This is a genomic window from Polaribacter dokdonensis (assembly GCF_024362345.1).
Taxonomy (GTDB): domain Bacteria; phylum Bacteroidota; class Bacteroidia; order Flavobacteriales; family Flavobacteriaceae; genus Polaribacter; species Polaribacter dokdonensis.
In genome coordinates this window covers 1543606-1566310 of sequence record NZ_CP101505.1, presented here as the reverse complement: position 1 = coordinate 1566310, position 22705 = coordinate 1543606, and the positions used below count along the sequence as shown (strand labels likewise).

Here is a 22705-nt window from a genome sequence, read left to right as displayed (position 1 = left end):
TAATAATGAACGCTTTGTAGTTTCTGTTCTTTGTTTATCTTTGCAAACCAAAATGCGAGCGTGGTGGAATTGGTAGACACGCTAGACTTAGGATCTAGTGCCGAAAGGTGTGAGAGTTCGAGTCTCTCCGCTCGTACTTAAAAAGCTTCTCTTCTGAGAAGCTTTTTTATTTCTTATAGTTTTGGTTTATCTTGGTAGAAATTAGTTTTATGAAAGCAATAGTTTGTAATGAATTCGGATTACCAAGTTCTTTAGAATTTACTGAAATTGAGAATCCTATACCTAATAAAGATGAAGTTTTAATGGCAGTTAAAGCCTGTAGTGTTAATTTTCCTGATACATTAATCATTCAGGGGAAATATCAATTTAAACCGAATTTTCCTTTTTCACCAGGAAGTGACGTGGCTGGAGTTATAGAAAGTGTAGGTGAAAATGTAAAACATTTAAAAGTAGGAGATGAAGTTGTTGGGTTTATTCCTTTTGGTGGTTTTGCAGAAATGGCAATTGTAAAAGCTAAAGATTGTTTTCCAAAACCAGTAGGTATGTCTATGGTTAATGCTTCTACATTTTTATTAGCTTATGGTACATCTTATCATGCCTTAAAAGACAGAACAAATTTACAAAAAGGGGAAACCATTTTAATATTAGGAGCTTCTGGTGGAGTAGGACTTACAGCCATAGAATTGGCTAAATTAATAGGAGCAAAGGTAATTGCAGCAGCCAGTTCTGATGATAAATTAAAGCTTTGCAAAGAGTTTGGAGCAGACGAGCTTATTAATTACACCAAAGAAAATTTAAAAGAAAAAACCAAAGTATTAACAAACGGTAAGGGAGTGGATGTTATTTATGACCCTGTTGGTGGTGATTTCTCTGAATTGGCTTTAAGAGCAATTGCTTGGAATGGAAGACACTTGGTTATTGGTTTTGCAAATGGAGAAATTCCTAAAATACCGACTAATTTAGCCTTGTTAAAAGGTGCAAGTATTGTAGGCGTTTTTTGGGGTGCATTTGCACAAAGAGAACCTAAAAAAAGCTTAGAAAATATTAAACAGTTGCTGAATTGGTTTGGGCAAGGAAAATTGAAACCTCATATTGACGAAATATATTCTTTAGAAAACGCTCCTAAAGCTTTAGAAGCCATGATGCAAAGAAAAACCAAAGGTAAAATTGTAATAGATATGACTATTTAGTTCTTACTTAATTCGATTTGAGTGATCGATTTTGATTCGCATACATTGTTTATCAATTCATTATTTTTAATGATAATGTTAAATTTCCTCCCTACATAATAATTTGCTTGATGATTGAAGTTTTTAAATAATATTGCATCATCATCTTTTATTGTAACAGCCCTATCATTTTCGTCAGTAAAGAAAAATAAATCACCCTCATTACCATCAAAAACAGCATGCTCTATTGTTTTTCTATTGGTTTCCTCATTGATGTTTAAATTGTTTGAAGTAGAGACAAACAATATCAAGGAGGTAATAAAAGTGGTTACATATTTCATCTTTTTAGTTTAAAATTGCTAATTCATTTAACGTCTGTATATTATTATCAATAATTGGTAATAAATCTTCAGTTAAATCTAACACTTTATCATTTTGTGTTTTATTGTTCAGTTGAGTAACTAAATCTTTTTGTTTTTTTACTTTGGTGTCCATTCTATTAAATTCGAAACTTAATTTCTGTTTGTCGATATTTAACTTGTCTATTCTTTCTTGAACGTTAGAAGGTACAGTAATCATTAAAGAAGGTGCAATTGTTTTTATTTCTGATAAAATTTCTTTCTGTTGTTTTTTTAAAGTTGCAATAGCTTCTTTTTCAGTTTCATTTACATCAGCTTTTTCTACAACATTGCAAATGCCAATTACTTCTATAGCTGTTGTACTTGTGTTAACCAAGAGGTTGGCTTGTTCTTTGTCTAGCGCTATTCTTTCTTTAGATTCTATAGATGATTTTGTTTGATCATCATTTTTATTCACTATAAAGTTACAAGAACAAATAACTAAAATGGTAGATACAATTAAAATTAAATGTTGCTTTTTACTTATCCTTCGCATAATTCTATTACTTTATACAAAGATTGAAAATAATTGAATTTACCCTGTTACAAAATTTTCTGAATCACTTATAGAATTCCCACAAATTGTTATAGAATTTTAGGAAATAGGCAGATATACTGTAAAAGTTGCACCTTCACCAGTAACTCCATCTGCAAAAATATAACCAGCATGATTTTCGATAATTTTCTTACAAATAGATAAGCCAATTCCTGTTCCTGAGTAATCGCTTTTATTATGCAATCTATTGAACAATACAAAAATCTGTTCTGCATATTCATTGCTAAAACCAATGCCATTGTCTGAGAACTCTAATTTATGGTAAAATTCTTTTTTAGGTTTTACCAATTTATCATCTTCTAAAGCATTAATTCTTTCGTAAGTTATATTGATTTTAGGCTCTGTACCTTTACTTTGATATTTAATTGAATTACCAATTAAATTTAAAAATAGTTGCTGAATCTGAAAAGGAATAACATCCATTACAGGAAAACTATCTGAAGTAATTTCTGCATTAGATTCAGAAATAGCTTCAGCTAAATCTTGCTTTGCATTTTCTAAAAGCAAGTTAATATTAGAAGTTTCAAAATTCTTTTCTATTTTATTGGTTCTAGAAAATTGAAGTAAATCATCTATTAACAAACGCATTCTGGTTGCTGCATTTTGAATTCTAGAAATATATAAAGTACCTTTTTCTGATAAGTTATTCTCTTCTTGATCTACCAATCTTGAAAGGAAAGTCTGAATTTTACGCAAAGGTTCTTGTAAATCATGACTAGCAACATGGTTAAAAGCAGAAAGTTCTTTATTATTTCTTTCTAATTCAGCATTTCTTTCTTCTAGCAACTTTATACCTTCAATTTCATCAGTAACATCTGTAGTTGTTCCTAAAAGTTTACGTTTACCATCAATTTCTAGGGCTTGTCCATATGCTTTTAAGTATCTTATATTTCCGCTTTTCTGAATAATTCTGTAATGTATAAATGGTAGATGCTCATTCTCTAACATCTTTGCTACATCTTCTTGTAATTTTTCTAAATCATCTGGGTGTACAAATGACATAAAATTTTCTGTAGTTGGGGTAAAAGATTGTGGTTGTTCACCTAATAAACGATATAAATTATCTGAATAATCATAAGTACCTTGTTCTATATGATACACCCAATTTCCATGCCTACTTATAATTTCTGCTTGGTTTGTAGATTCTTTAAAAATCTCTAATTCTTGATTGGTTCTTTTTAAATCTTTTACATCTTTTGTAGTCCTAAAATAAGCGATTAAAACCAGAGCCAGTGAGACTAATATTAGTGCAAATAGAAAAATTGGAGTCAAGTTCAAGCTACTTTTGTAAGCTTTTTGTCTATAACTTAATTGAGCCCTTTCTAAAGCAATCATAGATGCAATTTTCTCACGAATGGCATCCATCATATATTTACCTTCAAGAAATACCTCTGAGAAATCTTCGGTTTTTATACTATCAAAAATTAAGAAGGATGCAGATTTGTCGAAATTAGACATTCTATCATCTATTAGCTTACTTAAGGCTACTAAATTTTGTTGCTGAACTTCATCATTTCTAGTAAGTTCTTTTAGTTCTGCAAAAGTGTTGTTGATCTTTTCTCTACCACTAAAAAATGGTTCTAAATACAAAGAGTCTTTGGTTAAAATATAGCCTCTTTGCCCTGTTTCTGCATCTTTTAAATACGATAGAATCTGCTCTAATTCTACATTTATTTTATAAGTGTGTACCACTAAATCTGTAGCATCAGAAAGGTTTTTGGTTGTTTTGTAAGTTATACCACCAACAATAGCTATAATTAAAAGAGCTATAAAAAATGAAGCTTGTACAAATAGTACTGATTTTCTTTTGGTATTTAATTCCATTTTTTAAAGTCTTAGTAAAAAGTTATCCTTATTTAAACCATTGGTATGATATTGCCAATTTATGGTAACTATTTCAGACAAAACTTTCTTTAATTTTTTAAAATCGTTAGGCTTTTTAATGTAAATATTTGCTCCTAAAACAAAGGTGTTTTCTACATCTTCTTCAGATGAGGAAGTAGAGTAAATTGCTATAGCAATATCTTTAAAACGATCATTTGCTCTAATTTCTTTTAGGCAATCCATACCAGATTTTCTTGGCATATTTAAATCCAGAAAGAGAATTTCTGGTAGTGTAATATCAGCAGAATTAAGATGGTCCATTAAATATACACCATCATTAAAAGTGCTAACTTTTGTAGTAATTTTTAATTCTTCAAAGGCATCTGTAAAAAATAATCTGTCATCCTCATCATCATCTGCCAAAATAACTTTAATGTAATTATCATTCATAATCTTAACTGTTCAATTCTTTCCTCTTTTTTATAATTCTTTGAAAAGAAGAAGGGGTTATACCTGTAGTTTTTTTGAATTGTGTGCTTAAATGTGCTACACTTGAATAATTTAATTTAAAAGCAATTTCGGTTAAGCTTAAATTGCCTTTTAGAATAAGCTGCTTTGTATATTCTATTTTTTGGAGGATGATAAAATTTTCTATGGAAGTATAAGTTACCTCAGAAAATAAATTGGCTAAATATCCATAGCTATGATCTAGTTTTTCTGCTAAGTATACAGAACTTTTTACGTTTACTGTATTCTCTTCATTAAAAACCATATCTACTATAGCATCTTTAATCTTTTGTACTAAAATACTTTTTTGGTTTTGAACTACTTCAATTCCATATTCGTCTAATTTATCAGACAGTTTTTGGGTAGTATCTTCTGCAAGTGGTTTTGCTAAATCAACTTCGCCAAATCCAACCATCTTATGATCAATATTAACATCATTTAGTACATTCTCTAATACAGTTGTACAAACCTTATTAATATCAAACTTTACGAATATTTTCATTTGGCTGAATTAAGTTCTTTTTATTTTTTATTGCAATATAATTATCTTTATTTAATAAATATCTTTGTGGGCATAAACAATGTTCCATTTTCCCTCAATTTTTTAGTTTAAATATACTTAATGAAAGATAATACTACTTTTTATAAAGGCATTAAAAAGAATAAAATCGAGTTGAAAGATCTGCTGCAGAATGAGAACTTATTTAGCAGCGTTCCTAAAAATTGGCATGTTGTGGTTACAGATGTACAAAACTCAACACTAGCAGTGGCTAATGGTAAGCATAATGATGTAAACCTAACTGCAACTGGTAGTATAATAACGGTTTTGAATAAGTTAAAAAAAATAGATCCAGAAATAAGAATTCCTTATTTTTTTGGTGGAGATGGAGCTACTTTTATAGTACCTCCTTCTATTATTTTAGAGATTTTAAAAGTATTAACAGACTACTGTATTCACATTAAAAAAACGTTAGATTTAGATCTAAAAGTAGGATCTTTAGAGGTAGAAGAAATTTATAATAATGACTATACTTTAAGAATATCTAAGCTAAAAGTAAACGATTTTTTAACTACACCAGTAATTTTAGGAAATGGTTTAAAGTTTGCAGAATCTAAAATAAAACAAGAGTTTGAGGGGAACAATCTGCCAATTCAAGAGCAACTGTTAATCGATTTAAAAGGAATGGAATGTAGATGGGATGAAATTTATCCTTCAGCAAATTCTAAGAAAATTGCATGTTTATTAATTAGTGCAACTAGCGAAACAAAGCAAGCAGAAATCTTTAACCAAATTATAAATGAGATCGATTATATTTTTGGTGATTTGCATGAAAGAAACCCAATTACCATTCAGAAACTAAAGTTAAAACCAACACTAAAAAAAATAAAGAAAGAAATGTATACCAGAATTGGTGTGTACAAGTCTGGTTATTTAATGAATAATTGGTTAGTTACTTTTTTTGGTCAGTATTACTTTAAGTTTTTTAATTCAGGTAAAAGTTACCTGTATAAAGTTACTCAATTGTCTGATACTATAATGTTAGATGGTTCTATAAATACTGTAATTTCTGGAGATGACAGACAGTTTGCAAAGCTTAAAACCTACTTAGATAGTTTAGAATTGAATGGTACAATAATATATGGCTTACATAAAACTTATGCTTCTATACTTTCTTGTTATGTAGAGGACAGGGATAGAAAACACATTCATTTTGTAGATGGTACAGAAGGTGGGTATACAGCAGCTTCTATTGAATATAAGACCAAAATAAAAAAACAATATATATCTAAATTTTAGATATATACTGTTTTATTAAGGGGTTTAGTAGGGGTGCTTTAGTGAAATTATTTTCAGGGGAATTAATATTATTGTTGATTAGGCAGATATTGCAACTAATCTGTTTTTCTTTTTATAAGTACTTGGTGTACAGTTATATTTTTCTTTAAAGATTTTAGAGAAGTAACTTCTACTACTAAAACCTAAACTATAAACTATTTCAGAAACAGTTAAATCTGTAGTTGAAATTAATTCTTCAGATTTTTTTAATCTTACAGATTTTACATAATCACAAATTGTTAAACCATGTAATAATTTAAAACCTTCTTGCAATTTAGCAGCTGTTAAACCTGCTTTTTTCTCTAATTCAGAAATCTGTAAGTTGGTATCGTAATAATTTTGAATGTAATCTGATATTTCTTTTACCTGTTCCATTTCATTTTTAGTTAATGAAGCAGCTCTTAAGTCTGTATTTTTAATATCTTTATTATGTTGTGCAATTTCAAGCGCCAATACAACATTTACTAATCCATTAATTAATAAAGTTCTTACAATACCTTTATTTTTTACACTATCAATTTGTTTAATAGTTTCTGCGATTTTTAAGTTGTGAGATCCACAGTAGAAAAAATCAGATGTTTTATCTTTAACAAATAATGTATTTAATTTAGTGTTTGTTTTAGAGTCAAATAAAGTGTTTACATTAATTAAAGTACACTTTACATTCTCGTCTTTTTTAAACGTTAGTTCGTTTGTATTAGACTTAATATTAGAAATAATAGATGTTTGGTAAGCCTCTATTTTATGATTCTTTTTGTTATTTCCAAAGTTATGAGAAATAGAACCATCTCCACAATAAGCAAAAGTTACAAACTGTTCTGTTTTATTCTGTAAAGTAATTTTTACATCTTCATTACAAGCTAAATCAAATTCTAAGAAAGTAATTCCGTTTTCTAACTCAATACCTCTAATAATACCAGAACCAATTTTATTGTTAAGTGTAAATTCAATTTCTCTATATCTTTTTGAAATATCTCCTCCAAATTCAGTTTGTAGAGTTTCGAAGATTGACTTTTTATCCGATAAATTCAAATGTATAGTTTTCATTGATATTGATTTTTTAAGTTAGTTTCTTGTTATTAATTAAATACACTGCAAAGTAACAACCGAACTTAAGTTTTTTCATTACACAATTTTTTACATCTGTTATAAGATTTCAATTTTTGTGTTACATTTTATCAATATTCTAAGAAAATCATGAGAATTTAAAGTTTTTGTTATAAATTATAAAAAGAAAAATTTGGTTTAGATGGTTGTTTTTTAATTGATTATGATTTGCTTTTAACCATTATCTCTTCAAAATCTTCAGTTTTGTCTGTATTTAAGAATAAGTGATTTGCTTCTGCAGGAGGAACTGTTAACTTCCTTTTTTGTAAGTCTATCCATGCACCATATACTTTTATGATGGCTGATAATTGACCTGCTTCATTAAATACTTCATGTGTAATTTTCCAGCGTTCGTTATTTTTAGACAAACCAGAAAGTTTCATGTTTACAGTTATGTTTTCACCTAAATGTATTTCTTTTCTAAAAGAAGTATATTCTTCAAAAAGGATTGGACCTATATTATGTTTGGTAAATTCTTCTATAGAAAAGTTCTGAGCAGAAAAATATCTTATTCTTACTTCTGCAGCATATTCATTATAAGCTGTGTGACGCATATGTCTATTAGGATCAAAATCCGACCATTTTGTGGCAAAGTTTACGTTGTATGTCATAGTTGTAAAATTAAAAAACCTGATGCGTATAAAATCACATCAGGCTTAACTATTTGTTTTAATTTAAAGTCTTAATTTTTAATACTTTCTGTTTGCTCTTTTAATTTTAACTCACTTAAAACATTTAAAGCTTCAGAAATGTACATGTCTTTAGATAGGTTTTTGTGCCAAGCAATTCTTTTATCAGCTAAATCTTTATCGTTCTTAAAAAGATCTTTCTCGTATTTTGGAGAAGTAAATGTTAAGTTCGATTTATAATCGAAAACCGACTTAAATTTATCAGCCTCTTTTTCTTTTAATTCATTTTCAGCAAAAAAGCGTTTGTAGTTTAAAGAGAAAGAAGTGTCATCTTGATTTTCTTTTAACCATTTTGCATATTCATTTACCATTTTAAAGTTTTCGCTATTTGCAATTCTTTGTTTACTATTATACACTACATCATTAAAATTGGCATAGGTATTAGTTTGTGTATATTTTGCCTGTGGCACTTTATCCCAATTTAAAGCACCATCTAAATCTCGCTCACCATATTTCATATAACTTAATCTACTTGGCATAGCAATATCTGAATACACACCTTCTTTTTGTGTTGATCCACCATTAACTCTATAGAATTTTTGAATGGTCATTTTTAGGTAACCTAAATCTTTTTCGTATTTAGGGTAAAACTGATTGATTGGTAAAATGTTTTGCACAGTACCTTTTCCATAAGTTTGGTTTCCTCCTAAAATAACACCTCTTTTATAATCTTGCATAGCTGCTGCAAAAATTTCTGAAGCAGATGCAGAAAATTCATTTACTAGAACTACTACAGCTCCATCCCATTGAACAGTTGGGTCTATATCTTCTTTAATAATAGGATTTTCTCCTCTATATTTTACTTGAACAATTGGACCTTTTTCTATGAATAATCCAGAGATTTCTATGGCTGTTTTTAAAGAACCACCACCATTATTTCTAAGGTCTACAATTAAACCAGCAACACCTTCTGCTTTTAAACGCTCAATTTCTTTTTCCATGTCTTTTGCAGAATCTCTGTAGTTATCATCAGAAAAGTCGATGTAAAAACTTGGTAGATCTATAATCGCATATTTCTTACCATTCTTTTCTACAATACTAGATTTTACAAAAGTTTCATCTAATTGTACAACATCTCTTATAATTGATATTACTCTTATAGAACCATCAATTTTTTTCTTAACCGTCAATTGTACTTCAGTTCCTTTTTTACCTTTTATAAATTTAATAGCATCATCTAAACGCATACCAACTATATCTAAAGGTTCTTCTTCTCCTTGAGCAACCTTTAAAATAATATCTCCAGGTTCCAATTCACCTTGTTTAGAAGCAGGGCCACCAGCTACTAATTCAGAAACGTGAGTATAAATTCCTTTTTTTTGTAAACGAGCTCCAATTCCTTCTAATTTACCAGAAATATTTTGGTCAAAACGTTCTTTAATATCAGGGTCCATATACGTTGTATGAGGATCAAAAGCACTTACAACAGAATTTAGGAAGGTAGAAAACCAATCATCATTTTCTAATTCTTCTATTCTCATGTACAATTCTTCCATGTTTTTAAGAACTTCTGCTCTAGCTTCTTTTTCTAAAGTTTTAAAAGATTTTACTGGATAGTTTTTGTCTTTTTCTAATTTATCTTTTTGAATAGCAGTTTGTTCTTGAATTCTACTTAACGTTTGTAATTTTAGTTGCTTTCTCCAATAATCTATTAATTCATTATTGTTTTTTGCAAAAGGCAAATTTTTGTAATCTAAGTCTATGGTTTCGTTTTTATCAAAATTAAAAGGTTCCTCCAATAAATCTTCATAATAAGATTTAGCGTTTTTTATTTTATCTAAGAATCTGCCATATACCAATTTGTAAAAAGTTAAATCATCTCTTAAAAGCTGATTGTCTATTTGGTATTTATATTTCGAAAACTCCTTTATATCTTTCTGTGTAAAGTAACGTTTGCTGCTGTCTAACCCGTCTAAAAAGCTATTATAGACGTGTTCAGAAAAATCATCATTCATATCTTTTACTACAAAATGACCACGAGTTAAAATGTTTTTTAAAACATAAACTAGTACTTTATCCTTTTCAGGATCATTTGTAGTATTTATCTCTGTTGCATTTGCAGGGAAACTATTTAATATTAATAAAAATGCTAAAAGTGTTGTGCTAATTTTAAATTTCGTCTTCATAAATCTTCTGTCGTTATTTATCTCTAATAATTACTGGTACTATTTGCTAATCTACTAAAATAATGCCAAATTTTTTACCAATAGGTTTACTTATTGAGTATCAAGCTAAACCTATACAATGTTACCATTTTTAAGGCGCTTTTATTCTTTACAAAATGTTAAAAAGATTATAACTTAAAATAAATTACATTTGTAGTAAAAACGTAAAGAATGCAAGAGAAACCTTTAATTTTAGTAACAAATGATGATGGAATTACTGCTCCAGGAATAAGAGCTTTAATTAAAATTATGAATAAAATTGGAGATGTAGTTGTTGTTGCTCCTGATAGTCCACAAAGTGGAATGGGTCATGCAATTACTGTAGATAATGTTTTAACTTGTAATCCAATTACCATAGATGATGGTCCACAATTAGAATATACATGCTCTGGAACACCAGCAGATTGTGTAAAAATGGCCATTAGCGAAATTCTAAATAAAAAACCAGACTTATGTGTTTCTGGTATAAATCATGGAGCCAATTCCTCTATTAACGTAATTTACTCTGGTACAATGAGTGCTGCTATTGAAGCAGGTATAGAAGGTGTGCCAGCCATTGGTTTTTCTTTGTTAGATTTTAAATGGCATGCAGATTTTAAACCAGCAGAAGATTTTGTTAAAAATATAACGTTAAACACTTTACTGAATGGATTACCTGAAGGTGTTGTTTTAAACGTAAATATTCCTAATTTAAAGAAAGAAGAGATTAAAGGTACCAAGATTTGCAGACAAGCAATGGGTGTTTGGAAAGAAGATTTTGACAAACGAAAAAGTCCTTTTGGTAAAGAGTATTATTGGCTTTCAGGTGAGTTTGTAAACAGAGATAAAGGTCAAGATACAGATGTATATGCCCTAGAAAATGGCTATGTTTCAATAGTTCCTGTTCAATTTGATTTAACTGCACATCACATGATTCAAAAATTAAATTCTTGGGAACTGTAAAAAAGGAAATCTTAATTGGTGTTTTAGTGGCTTTGGCTGCTACTTTAGCTGGTTGTTATTTGTACATAGAGTATTTTTCTAACTTGGGTTTTTCAGAAACTTTAAAGCTTATAGAAGAAGGAGATTTGTATGGTAAAATTTTATCTATAGGAGCTATACCTAATCTTTTTGTGTTTTTTATTTACATCAAAAAAAATCAAGATAATAGAGCAAAAGGTGTTTTATTAACTTGTATTTTAATTGCATTATTTACCCTAATTCTAAAGTTTATTTAATGAAATATTACATTATTGCTGGAGAAGCTTCAGGAGATTTACATGGTTCGAATTTAATGAAGGCCATTTACAAAGAAGATTCAGAAGCAGATATTCGTTTCTGGGGAGGAGATTTAATGCAAAGTGTGGGTGGCTATTTAGTAAGTCATTATAAAGAAAGAGCTTTTATGGGTTTTTTCGAAGTTTTAAAAAACCTAAATAAAGTTTTAGTATTCATTGAATTTTGTAAAAAAGATATCGAAGAATTTCAACCAGATGTAATTGTATTTATAGACAACTCTGGTTTTAATTTAAGAATCGCAAAATGGGCTAAGAAAAAAGGTTTCTTAACCAATTATTACATTTCTCCACAAGTTTGGGCAAGCAGAGCAACAAGAGTAAAAGGTATTAAAAGAGATGTAGACCAAATGTTTGTGATACTACCTTTTGAAAAGGATTTTTACAAAAAGTTCGATTATGAAGTTACCTTTGTTGGGCATCCTTTAATTGATGCAATTGCAGGTAGAGAACAAGTAAGTGAAGCCGAATTTAGAAAAGAGCATAATTTAGGTGATAAGCCAATTATTGCGCTTTTACCAGGAAGTAGAAAGCAAGAAATTACTAAGAAACTAAATGTAATGCTTTCTTTAGTAGATGATTTCAAGGAATATAATTTTGTTATTGCAGGTGCTCCTAGTCAAGATTTTACATTTTATAAAAACATTATAGGAAATAGAGAAGTTAGTTTTATAGACAATAAAACTTATGATTTGCTTAGTATTTCATATGCAGCTTTAGTAGCTTCAGGTACAGCAACTCTAGAAACTGCTTTGTTTAAAGTGCCACAAGTAGTTTGTTATAAAGGTGGTTTTATCTCTTATCAAATAGCAAAAAGAATTATTACTTTAAAATATATTTCTCTAGTAAATTTAATAATGGATAGAGAGGTTGTAAAAGAATTAATTCAGAACGATTTAACAAAATCTAACCTAAAGAAAGAGCTAACTAAAATTTTAGATGAAAATCATCGAGAAAAAATGTTCTTAGATTATTTTGATTTAGAACAGGAATTAGGAGGTAAAGGAGCATCAGCCAAAACAGCCAAACTAATTGTAGAAAACATAAAAGCCAAATCTTGATTAAAAAGCTGACTTTTTCTTTATTGTTTCTACTAATTTTAAGTAGTTGTTCATCTTCTAGAAAGATATCATCTGCAGCAAAATTTAAAAGAAATAAAGCTGAGAAAATAGTAGCCAATGCTTTAAAATATAAAGGTGTAAAATACAAATATGGAGGAACTACAAGAAAAGGTATGGATTGCTCAGGAATTGTATTTGTAGCCTTTGGGAAAGAAAAAATAAAATTACCTCGTGTTTCCAAAAATATGGCCAAAACTGGAAAGAAGGTGTCTTTAAAGAAGGCAAAGAAAGGCGATTTAATATTTTTTAAGACAAGAAAAAGATACGCAAACATTAATCATGTAGGTTTAATTGTCTCCGCCAAAAATGGTCAAATTCGTTTTATACATTCCACTACTTCAAAAGGTGTAATTATTTCTTCTTTATCTCAAAAGTACTGGAGAAAAGCCTTCGTGAAAATCAACAGAGTACTTTAATACATTTTATTAAAAATTAGTATCTTTCATTGGCTATGAAAAAGGTACTTGCCTATTTACCCTTGCATTTTGCTATGCTCGTAATTTTAGGAATCCTTTGTCAATTTTATTTTAAAGTTTGGCAGTTTGGTTTTCTAAAAATTGGATTATTGTTCTTAACGCTTTTGCTTTTTTTACTGATAAAGCATAGGGTACTGAACACGCTCATAAGTTTTTTTCTTTTCTATTTCATAGGGGTTTCATCTGTCTATATTAATAATGATTTGAATTATGATAATCATTACAGTAATCATATTGAAGCTCATCAATTAACCTTCTTAAAAATATCAAAAGTTCTAAAACCAAACAGGTATTACAAGAAATTTGAAGCTGAGGTCATTCAGGTTGATTCTACTAAAACAAGAGGAAAAATACTACTGAATATCTCAAATAGCGATTATACTAAAATCTTAAATGTTGATGCTGTTTTAGTGTCAAAACTAGAAATTCAATCAATTTCTAAATCATTAAATCCATATCAATTTAACTATAAAACATATCTAGAAAAACAAAGAATACAAGAACAGATTTATTTAAAAGAACAAGATTATCTAATTCATCAAAGCTCACAAAACACTTTAATAGGGTACTCAGATCGATTTAGAAATAAAGTAGAAAAGGCATTAAAAAAATACAATTTTAAAGCTAATGATTTGGCTGTAATTAATGCTTTGTTGTTGGGTAAAAGAGTAAATATTTCTAAGGATTTATTGGAAGATTATGCAAATGCAGGTGCCATTCATATTTTGGCAGTTTCTGGTTTACATGTAGGTATTATTTTATTAATTCTTTCATTTTTACTAAAGCCTTTAGAGCAAATTAGAAATGGAAAAATTATAAAAACAGTTTTGATTGTAATTTTTCTTTGGGTATTTGCTTTTATAGCTGGGTTATCTGCAAGCGTTATTAGAGCAGTAACAATGTTTACATTTTTGGCAATAGGGTTGTTTTTTAATCGAAAAAATATTGTGCTGTTTTCATTAATCTCTTCACTATTTTTTCTGTTAGTTTTTAAGCCATTATTTCTTTTTGATGTAGGTTTTCAAATGAGCTATTTAGCTGTTTTTGGTATTGTGATTTTACAACCAAAAATTTATAAATTATGGAAACCTAGATATATGATAATAGATAAATTTTGGCAGTTAACTACAGTTTCATTAGCTGCACAAGTAGGTGTTTTGCCTTTAAGTTTGTATTATTTTCATCAATTTCCAGGGCTTTTTATTTTATCAAACTTAATTATTGTGCCTGTTTTAGGTTTCATTTTAATTGGCGGAATTTTAATTATAACATTAGCTCTATCAAACAGCCTGCCTCAAGTTCTAGCAAAATTCTATGGCAAGATAATTTCTTTGATGAATAATTTTGTGAGTTGGATTGCTAAACAAGAAGATTTTTTATTTACAGAGATTTCATTGTCATTATCAATGATGTTTATTATCTATTTAGTAATAATTTTTTGGATATATTTTTTCCTAAATAGAAAACCGAGAAGATTGATTTATTTACTTATTTCTATTATTGTCCTACAAGGTTTTGTTTTATATGAAGAACATCAAAAGAGAAATAAGGATGAGTTTATTGTATTTCATAAATCTAGAAATACAATTATTGGTGAAAGAAGAGGTGCTTCTTTAAGTATTCATCATGATTTGGATTCAACATTTATTAATCAATTAAATGCAATTACAGCTTATCAGGTAAATCAAAATGTGAAAGTAAATACAGTAGAAAACATCCCTTATATTTTTACATTTAGAAATCAGAATGTTTTAGTGGTAGATTCTTTAGGAGTTTATAGAATAGGCGATTTTAAAAATCAAATTATTCTTCTAAAACAATCGCCTAAAATTAACTTGGAGCGTCTCATAAAAGAGTTATCACCTAAGCAAATTATTGCAGATGGTTCTAATTATAAAAGTTATGTAAAAAGGTGGAAAGCTACTTCAGAGAAATTAAATATTCCATTTTATGATACTTCTATAAACGGAGCGTTTATATTAAAAAATTAACGTTTTAAATTACTTTTAAAATCCTTTTCAAAATCTGCCCATTCTTGGTCTTTATAGGCTTCTGTGTTGAAATAAGCTAAAATTTTCTCAAACCTTTCTAAGCTTAAATACCCAGGAATCTTTTGAAGCATTTGTTCTTTCTCTGTCATGAATATGGTTGAAGGATATGATAATTGACCTTCTAGTAAAGCTGCTGATAATTCATGAAAACCACTTTTACCTTGTTTTCTATATTTAAAAGTATGTCCTTTATAAGTAATATCTTCTTTACCTTCTCCATCTAATTTTATGGCATAGAAATTTTTATTTATATAGTCTGCAATTGTTGGATTTGCATAGGTTTCTTTATCCATTTTTTTGCAATAACCACACCAATCTGTATATACATCTATTAATATAGGTTTTGGGTTTTCTTTATTTAATTCGATAGCCTTTTCAAAAGACAACCAAATAATTTCTTCTTGAGCATTTGCTGTAAAACTGATTGCTACAAAGGCTATAAAAACAAGTAATTTTTTCATAATTATTAAGTTACAAATGATGTGCCAAAATTTTCATTATCGAATTCCATGCATCAATCTTTTAATCAATGGGTTTAGTACTAAAAATATTAAACCAACAACAGCAGGAATTATTGTAAAAATAAGAAAGAAATAAGACATGGAATATTTTTCTACAATTGGGTCTATATAACTACCTGTTTTTGCAGCTAAAAAGTTACCAACAGCATTTACCAAATACCATATACCAAACATCATTCCTATCTTTTTAGCAGGGACTAATTTAGAAACATAAGATAAACCTACAGGAGAAATGCATAATTCACCCATAGTATGAAATAAGTAAGCCAATACTAACCAAATTAAGCTAACAGATGCTGTTTTTGCTCCTTGAGGAATATCACTAGAACCATATGCCAAAGCTCCAAATCCAATACCTAGTAAAATCATACCTATCCCAAATTTTACTGCAGCTGAAGGATTAAATTTGCTTTCCCACCATTTAGAAAATAAAGGAGCTAAGAAAATTATGAATAGGGAATTAAGAATTAAAAACCAAGAAGCTTCTATTTCTGTAGATTCTGATGAAAAGATGATAGATAATTTCCAGATTACAAATCCCCAAATGCTTAAAAAACTGATTCCTAAAACAATATTAGAAAGAGATATTTGTTTAAAGGTTTGCCCAAAAAGTTTTAATAATACCCAAGATATTATTAAAAGTGGAACTGTAGAAACGAGTACATCAATAATTTTAAATGTTAAGGCTGCATCACCAGTTAAAGCTCTCTGAGTATAATCTCTTGCAAAAATATTCATAGAACCACTAGCTTGCTCAAAAGCCCACCAAAAAAATACGGTGAAAAAAGCCAACAAACCAACAACAATATATCTATCATTTTGTATTTTTCTTTTTGTTGCTTCCTCATTTGTAGAGTCTACAAGATTTTGATTTGTAGTTGCTACTTCATCTGCTAAATCTACTTTTTTAGAAGGTGCTGTACCTACATTTCCAAAAATGGTTCTGCCAAACCAAAATTGTAAAGTTCCTAAAAACATGAAAATACCTGCTAAACCAAATCCCCAAGAATAACTTAAATTATTTGCTAAGAAACCACATAAAAGTACACCTAGAAATCCACCAGCATTTACGCCCATATAAAAAATGGTAAAAGCACCATCTTTACGTTCTGGATATTGGTCATACAAACCACTTACCATAGAAGTAACATTGGGTTTAAATAAACCATTTCCAATAATTAGAAAGGCAATACCTAAGTAAAGTGTTGTTTCTGTTTCTAAAGCCATAGATGCATGACCTATTGTCATTACCAAAGCACCAAGAGCAACTGCTTTTTGATAACCCAATAGTTTATCTGCAATAATACCACCAATTAAAGGTGTTATATATACAGAACTTGTATAGATGGCTAATAGACCTAAAGCTCTTTCTCTAGACCATTCCCAACCACCATCAGCAAAAGAATCTGTAAGAAATAATACAAAAATGGCACGCATTCCATAATAGGAAAAACGTTCCCACATTTCTGTGAAAAATAGCACAAACAATGCTGGTTTATGATTTAGTAAACTGAATTCTTTGGTTGATGCAGTATTCATAAATGGTAGTTTTAGAAAACAAAAAATCTCATAAATTTTAGTTTATGAGGCTTGAATGATATTTTTTGATTAATGAACGTTACCTAATAATTTTTTCATTAAAGGAGAGAACAATAAGACTATTGCACCTGCACCTAAAGCATACATGGCTATTAAATGAAAACCATCTGTATAGATAGTTAAGGTTTCTAAACCACCTACATTTTTGTCTGTACTTTCAATGGCCAATTGCTCTCCAATAAATCCTACTATTTGAAAAGCAAAAGCTGATGATAAGAACCAAACCCCCATCATAAATGCTACAATGTTTTTAGGTGATAAATCTGTAATTTTTGATAAACCAACAGGAGACATAAATAACTCTCCAATTGATAAAATAAAATACATTACTAATAAATAAACAAAAGGTACTAAACCATTTTCGTCTGCACTTGCACCAGAAATAGACAAGATGTAAAAACATAAACCTGCAAAAAGTAAACCTAATCCAAATTTATAAGGTGTTCTTGGGTTTAATCCTTTTTTAGCTAAATAACCCCATAATAAAGAAATAGGAATTGCTAATACAATAATAAACATTGAGTTTAATGCATTGGTTTGAGCTGCACTCATAATACCTGCTAAATCTACATTTCTAGATGCAAAAAGCGTAATTACACTTCCTGACAATTCATGGAAACCCCAGAAAAGCGTCATGAAAAATGTAATTAATACAGCCATAATTAGTTTTTTACGAGCATCAGAATCTAATTTAACCATGATGTAAACTAAATACGCTAATACTGCAAATCCAATAAATTTAAATATTCCACTTACATAATTTTGTTGCCAAGAAGCTAACAAATAAGCAATAACTGGTACAAATAAAAATGCAATAATTGGAATTAATGTTTTTTGAGGAACTCCGATTATTTTCTTTTCATAGATTTCTTGGCTTGGAGGCATTCCTTTATCACCAAAAACATTCTTTTTTATTCCACTCCAAAAGAAAATTAAACCAGCCATCATTCCTATACCAGCTAAACCAAATCCATAGTGATAACCATATTCTAAGGCTAACCAACCACACAATAATGGTGCAACAAAACCTCCAATATTAATACCCATATAAAATATGGTAAAACCAGAATCTTTTCTTACATCTCCTTCTTTATAAAGAGCGCCAACAAAGGTGGATATATTAGGTTTAAAGAAACCATTACCAACCACGATTAAAGCTAATGCTAGAAAGAAAGCAGTATCGTTTTCAATGGCTAAAACAAAATGTCCTAAAGCCATTAGTATACCTCCAAGAAAAATGGAAGAACGCATACCTAATATTTTATCAGAAATTTGACCTCCAATAACAGTTGATGCATATACTAAAGAACCATAAGAGGCATATACAATTGCTGTAGCTGTATCTCTTTCTGCAATTGCTTTAAAAATTTCATTTACCATGTAAAGCGTTAATAACGCTCTCATTCCATAGAAACTAAAACGCTCCCATAATTCTGCAAAGAATAAATAGAACAATCCTTTTGGATGCCCAAACATTTGTGGTTCTTCTGTAGCTGTACTAACTCCTTTATCTAACATAATTATCCTTTTATTTCAGTTGTTTTGTTTGATTTTTCTATTAAATGTTCTTCTACAAAATTGGTCATTTTAGTATATAAATTCAATCTTGTATTTGCGCCTTTATAAATACCATGAGTTCTATCTGGAACTATAAACATATCAAATTGCTTATTGGCTTCAATTAATGCATTTATCATTCTCATTGAGTTTTGTACATGAACATTATCATCTCCTGTACCATGAACTAATAAGTAATTACCCTCTAATTTATCTGCGTAATTAATAGGTGAGTTTTCATCATAACCACTAGCATTTTCTTGTGGAGTTTGCATGTAACGTTCTGTGTAAACAGTGTCGTAAAAACGCCAAGAAGTAACAGGAGCTACAGCAATTGCAGTAGAAAAAATATCACTACCTTTTAATAAGGCGTTTGTACTCATAAAGCCTCCAAAAGACCATCCCCAAATACCAATATTGTCTTTGTCTATATAAGAACGCTCAGCCAATTTTTTAGCTGCTGCTATTTGATCTTCTACTTCAAATTTACCCAATTCTTTTTGAGTTACCTTTTTAAAGTCAGCACCTTTTAAACCTGTTCCTCTACCATCTATACAAACAACAATCATCCCTTTTTGCGCAAGCATGTTGTGCCAATAGTCATTAGTTCCATTCCATCTATTAGCCACTTGTTGAGAACCTGGACCTGAGTATTGAAACATTAACATTGGGTAAGCTTTGTTTTTATCAAAATCAACAGGTTTAATCATCCACATATTTAAATCATTACCATTAATATTTATGGTAGAAAATTCTTTAGGACTCATTTTATAGTCTGCCAATTGCTCTTTCAACTCAGCATTGTCTTTTACCACTTTTAGCATTTCTCCTTCTGCAGAGTATAAACTGTAAATTGGTGGAATTTCTGAAGTTGAAAATGTATTGATAAAGTAATTAAGATTGGTACTAAATGCGGCTGAATTTTGTCCAACCTTATTACTTAGTAATTTTTTGTTTTGTCCATCTAAACCAATAGAATAAACGCCTCTATTTGTAGAACCGTTTTCTACAGACTGATAATAAATGGTTTTTTTAGTTGGGTTAAAACCATAGTAATTGGTTACTTCCCAATCTCCTTTTGTAATTTGATTGATTAAGTTTCCATTAAAATCATAATGATAAATATGATTAAAACCATCTCTTTCACTTGTCCAGATAAAAGAATTATCTGTTAAGAAAGTTAAATTGTCTGTAATATCTATGTATGCTTTATCAGTTTCGTTTAACAATACTGTTGATGAACTTCTTAGCGCATTAACTTTATGAAGTTTTAAGTTATTTTGATAACGATTAAGAGTAGTAGCAATTAAAATAGCATCATTGTTAGACCATTTAATTCTAGGAATATATTCATAATCTCCTAAACTAATTTTTTTGGTAGTTCTATTTGTTAACGTATACATATGTAAAGTAACATCTGCATTCTTTTCTCCTGCTTTAGGATATTTAAATACTTGCTGATCTGGGTACAATTCTTTGCCAACAATATCCATAGAAAAAGTAGGTACATCAGATTCATCAAATCTTAAAAATGCCAAATATCTGCTGTTTTTACTCCATTCAAAAGCTCTTACAAATCCAAATTCTTCTTCGTAAACCCAATCTGTAATTCCGTTAATAATACTATTCTTTTTACCATCTTTAGTAACTTGAATTAAAGAGTTTTTCGAAAAATCTTTTATATAAATATTGTTTCCTTTTGCATAAGCCACTTTTTTATTGTCAGGTGAAAATAATGGCTCTTGAATGTCTTTACCAATTAAGCTTAGTTTTTTAGAAGCTACATCATAGGCATAGAATGTACCACTAAAAGAGCGTCTAAATATTTTTTTGAATTGCGTACCTAAAATTAGTTTGGTTTCATCGTCATTAAACGTATAAGAAGAAAAACCATCTAAATCTTTTAAATCAGCACTGCTAACAATAGTTTCAACTTTTTCAAGTGTACTATAACTATATTTATCTACTGAAGTATTGCCATTTTCATCTCTATTTAAAAGAGAATAAAAATCACCATTCATAGAATTAAGTGCATTCATTCTTTCTGCAGAAAAAGTACCATCCCAAATTTCTTCGAGTGTAATTTCTTTGGTTCCTGTAGAAGTGTTTTTTGCGGTTTCAGATTTATTATTTGTACAACCTATGAAGAGAGTTAGGGCTGCTAAAATGATTGATTTTTTCATTACAGACTTTGTTTTTGATAAAAGTTTGCCAAGTTTACGGAAAAATCAGCAAAAAATATCCTAAAAAATCAGAAATCTTGATTATTCTACATTGTTATCGAAGATTGATTTATATTTGTTGAACATAGTTTATATCTGCATAAATGAGCAAAATTATATCTGGTTTTTCCAAACTAACCAAAGAAGAAAAAATTGATTGGTTAACAGAAAATTACTTTCCAAATCAATCTGAATCTATTGCAACAATTAAGCAATATTGGAATGCGAATACCAATCTTCAAGAATTGCATGATGATTTTATAGAAAATACAATTTCTAACTTTTACATGCCTTTTGGTGTAGCTCCTAATTTCTTAATTAATGATAGAACTTATGTAATACCAATGGTTGTAGAAGAGAGTTCTGTAGTTGCTGCAGCCTCTAAAGTTGCAAAATTTTGGAGTACAAGAGGTGGTTTTAAAACCAAGGTTTTAGGTACCACTAAAATTGGTCAGGTACATTTTATGTACGCAGGTAAAAAAGAAGAACTTCATAATTACTTTAATAAGAATAAAACAGAACTATATGCAGCTACAGCTTCCATAACAAAAAATATGGAAAAAAGAGGTGGAGGTATTTTAGATATTGCATTGGTTGATAAAACAGATAAACTTGCCAACTATTATCAATTACATGTCACCTTCGAAACCAAAGATTCTATGGGTGCAAACTTTATAAACTCTTGCTTAGAAGCAATTGCTAAACAGTTCGAAAATGAAGATATAGAGATTGTAATGAGTATTTTATCTAATTACGTTCCTGAATGTTTGGTAAGAGCAGAAGTTAGCTGTAAAATAGAAGATTTAGGAGGTGATGATCCTCAGAAATTTGCAGAAAAATTTAAGCAAGCAGTAGAAATTGCAGAAATTGAACCTTACAGAGCTGTTACCCATAATAAAGGAATAATGAATGGAGTAGATGCTGTAGTTTTAGCAACTGGTAACGATTTTAGAGCTGTTGAAGCTGGTGCACATGCATACGCTTCCAGAAGTGGTTCTTATTCAAGTTTATCTCACTGTTCTATTGATGATGGAATTTTTAAATTTTGGATAGAATTACCTTTAGCATTGGGTACTGTTGGTGGCTTAACAGCTTTACATCCAATGGCTAAATTATCTTTAGAAATGTTGCAAAAACCATCAGCAAGAGTTTTAATGCAAATTATGGCAGCAGCAGGTTTAGCACAAAATTATGCAGCTTTAAGAGCCTTAACTACAAAAGGTATTCAGCATGGACATATGAAAATGCACTTGCAAAACATACTAAATCAGTTTGATGCTACAGATAAAGAAAAACAAATTGTAGAAAAGTATTTTGAAGAAAGAACAGTTTCTCATTCTGCAGTTGTAGAAAAAATAAAAGCACTTAGAAAACCAAAGGTAAATTGGGTTAATTTTTTAAATTTTAATGAAGTAAGAACTACATTGTCTAAATTAAACAAAGATTCTAAACCCGTTTTTGGGCAAATGAACGCTCAGCAAATGATTGAGCATCTAAGTGCAATAACTCAAATTGCAAATGGTAATTGGAACATAGATGTTTTTGTAACCGATGAAAAAAGCGCAAGAAGAAAACCTTTCTTAGATTCAGAAAATGAATTGCAAATGGGCTTTAGAGCATCGTATTTATCAG

19 protein-coding genes, 1 tRNA gene and 1 pseudogene are annotated in these 22705 nt (G+C 29.4%); 9 read left to right on the top strand and 12 right to left on the bottom strand.

What is annotated here, in order from left to right; genetic code table 11:
* Positions 1 to 54 precede the first annotated feature (54 nt).
* Together LPB302_RS06985 and LPB302_RS06980 are read left to right on the top strand one after the other, a co-directional pair.
* Positions 55 to 136, top strand: a tRNA-Leu gene (locus tag LPB302_RS06985).
* Positions 137 to 209: 73 nt separating this feature from the next.
* Complete coding sequence (locus LPB302_RS06980; RefSeq protein ID WP_053974241.1) at positions 210 to 1190, top strand: NADPH:quinone oxidoreductase family protein; 981 nt, start codon at positions 210 to 212, stop codon at positions 1188 to 1190.
* Here LPB302_RS06980 and LPB302_RS06975 read toward each other — a convergent pair.
* The 5 genes from LPB302_RS06975 to LPB302_RS06955 form a co-directional block, all read right to left on the bottom strand.
* Entirely contained in the window at positions 1187 to 1510 is a 324-nt protein-coding gene (locus LPB302_RS06975) for a hypothetical protein (RefSeq protein ID WP_053974242.1), read from the bottom strand. The two genes, LPB302_RS06980 and LPB302_RS06975, sit on opposite strands and share 4 nt — an antisense overlap.
* A gap of 4 nt (positions 1511 to 1514) precedes the next feature.
* Entirely contained in the window at positions 1515 to 2063 is a 549-nt protein-coding gene (locus tag LPB302_RS06970) for a hypothetical protein (RefSeq protein ID WP_053974243.1), read from the bottom strand.
* Positions 2064 to 2162: 99 nt separating this feature from the next.
* Positions 2163 to 3947, bottom strand: coding sequence for a sensor histidine kinase (locus LPB302_RS06965; RefSeq protein WP_053974244.1), 1785 nt, complete (start codon positions 3945 to 3947; stop codon positions 2163 to 2165).
* Between the two features lie 3 nt (positions 3948 to 3950).
* A complete protein-coding gene (locus tag LPB302_RS06960; RefSeq protein ID WP_053974245.1) occupies positions 3951 to 4397 on the bottom strand; it encodes a response regulator in 447 nt (148 codons plus the stop codon).
* 4 nt (positions 4398 to 4401) lie between these two features.
* The gene (locus LPB302_RS06955; protein WP_053974246.1) at positions 4402 to 4956 is read right to left on the bottom strand and encodes a helix-turn-helix domain-containing protein; all 555 of its coding nucleotides are present in this window, start codon (positions 4954 to 4956) and stop codon (positions 4402 to 4404) included.
* Between the two features lie 120 nt (positions 4957 to 5076).
* Between LPB302_RS06955 and LPB302_RS06950 the strand changes: the two genes are divergently transcribed.
* Entirely contained in the window at positions 5077 to 6252 is a 1176-nt protein-coding gene (locus LPB302_RS06950) for a DUF3095 domain-containing protein (RefSeq protein ID WP_053974247.1), read from the top strand.
* Positions 6253 to 6330: 78 nt separating this feature from the next.
* On the opposite strand, the gene LPB302_RS06945 is transcribed toward LPB302_RS06950, so the two are convergent.
* From LPB302_RS06945 to LPB302_RS06935, 3 genes are all read right to left on the bottom strand, one after another.
* Positions 6331 to 7338 (bottom strand): helix-turn-helix domain-containing protein, encoded by a 1008-nt coding sequence (locus LPB302_RS06945; RefSeq protein ID WP_053974248.1) that lies wholly within the window; start codon positions 7336 to 7338, stop codon positions 6331 to 6333.
* Between the two features lie 221 nt (positions 7339 to 7559).
* A complete protein-coding gene (locus LPB302_RS06940) occupies positions 7560 to 8009 on the bottom strand; it encodes an acyl-CoA thioesterase (protein WP_053974249.1) in 450 nt (149 codons plus the stop codon).
* Positions 8010 to 8080: 71 nt separating this feature from the next.
* Positions 8081 to 10213, bottom strand: a complete 2133-nt coding sequence (locus LPB302_RS06935; protein WP_053974250.1) for a carboxy terminal-processing peptidase — start codon at positions 10211 to 10213, stop codon at positions 8081 to 8083.
* A 210-nt stretch (positions 10214 to 10423) separates the two neighbouring features.
* Between LPB302_RS06935 and surE the strand changes: the two genes are divergently transcribed.
* The 5 genes from surE to LPB302_RS06910 are packed head-to-tail and all read left to right on the top strand — an operon-like array spanning position 10424 to position 15114.
* Complete coding sequence (gene surE / locus LPB302_RS06930; RefSeq protein ID WP_053974251.1) at positions 10424 to 11194, top strand: 5'/3'-nucleotidase SurE; 771 nt, start codon at positions 10424 to 10426, stop codon at positions 11192 to 11194.
* The gene (locus LPB302_RS06925) at positions 11182 to 11469 is read left to right on the top strand and encodes a hypothetical protein (protein WP_053974252.1); all 288 of its coding nucleotides are present in this window, start codon (positions 11182 to 11184) and stop codon (positions 11467 to 11469) included. Before surE ends, LPB302_RS06925 begins: the two co-directional genes overlap by 13 nt.
* Complete coding sequence (lpxB, locus tag LPB302_RS06920; RefSeq protein ID WP_053974253.1) at positions 11469 to 12587, top strand: lipid-A-disaccharide synthase; 1119 nt, start codon at positions 11469 to 11471, stop codon at positions 12585 to 12587. Before LPB302_RS06925 ends, lpxB begins: the two co-directional genes overlap by 1 nt.
* Positions 12584 to 13063, top strand: coding sequence for a C40 family peptidase (locus LPB302_RS06915; protein ID WP_053974254.1), 480 nt, complete (start codon positions 12584 to 12586; stop codon positions 13061 to 13063). The genes lpxB and LPB302_RS06915 overlap by 4 nt, the downstream gene beginning before the upstream one ends.
* Before the next feature lie 35 nt (positions 13064 to 13098).
* Entirely contained in the window at positions 13099 to 15114 is a 2016-nt protein-coding gene (locus tag LPB302_RS06910; protein ID WP_053974255.1) for a ComEC/Rec2 family competence protein, read from the top strand.
* On the opposite strand, the gene LPB302_RS06905 is transcribed toward LPB302_RS06910, so the two are convergent.
* The 4 genes from LPB302_RS06905 to LPB302_RS06890 all read right to left on the bottom strand — a co-directional run bounded on the left by LPB302_RS06905 (position 15111) and on the right by LPB302_RS06890 (position 21034).
* On the bottom strand, positions 15111 to 15635 hold the full coding sequence (locus LPB302_RS06905) for a thioredoxin family protein (protein WP_053974256.1): 525 nt from the start codon (positions 15633 to 15635) through the stop codon (positions 15111 to 15113). The two genes, LPB302_RS06910 and LPB302_RS06905, sit on opposite strands and share 4 nt — an antisense overlap.
* A 36-nt stretch (positions 15636 to 15671) precedes the next feature.
* Positions 15672 to 17234, bottom strand: coding sequence for a peptide MFS transporter (locus tag LPB302_RS06900; RefSeq protein ID WP_053974257.1), 1563 nt, complete (start codon positions 17232 to 17234; stop codon positions 15672 to 15674).
* A gap of 69 nt (positions 17235 to 17303) precedes the next feature.
* Positions 17304 to 18812, bottom strand: a complete 1509-nt coding sequence (locus LPB302_RS06895; protein WP_053974258.1) for a peptide MFS transporter — start codon at positions 18810 to 18812, stop codon at positions 17304 to 17306.
* 2 nt (positions 18813 to 18814) lie between these two features.
* On the bottom strand, positions 18815 to 21034 hold the full coding sequence (locus tag LPB302_RS06890; protein ID WP_053974259.1) for a S9 family peptidase: 2220 nt from the start codon (positions 21032 to 21034) through the stop codon (positions 18815 to 18817).
* A 143-nt stretch (positions 21035 to 21177) separates the two neighbouring features.
* Between LPB302_RS06890 and LPB302_RS06885 the strand changes: the two are divergent.
* Positions 21178 to 22446: pseudogene (locus LPB302_RS06885) on the top strand (hydroxymethylglutaryl-CoA reductase, degradative); the annotation flags it as partial.
* Positions 22447 to 22705: the final 259 nt, after the last annotated feature.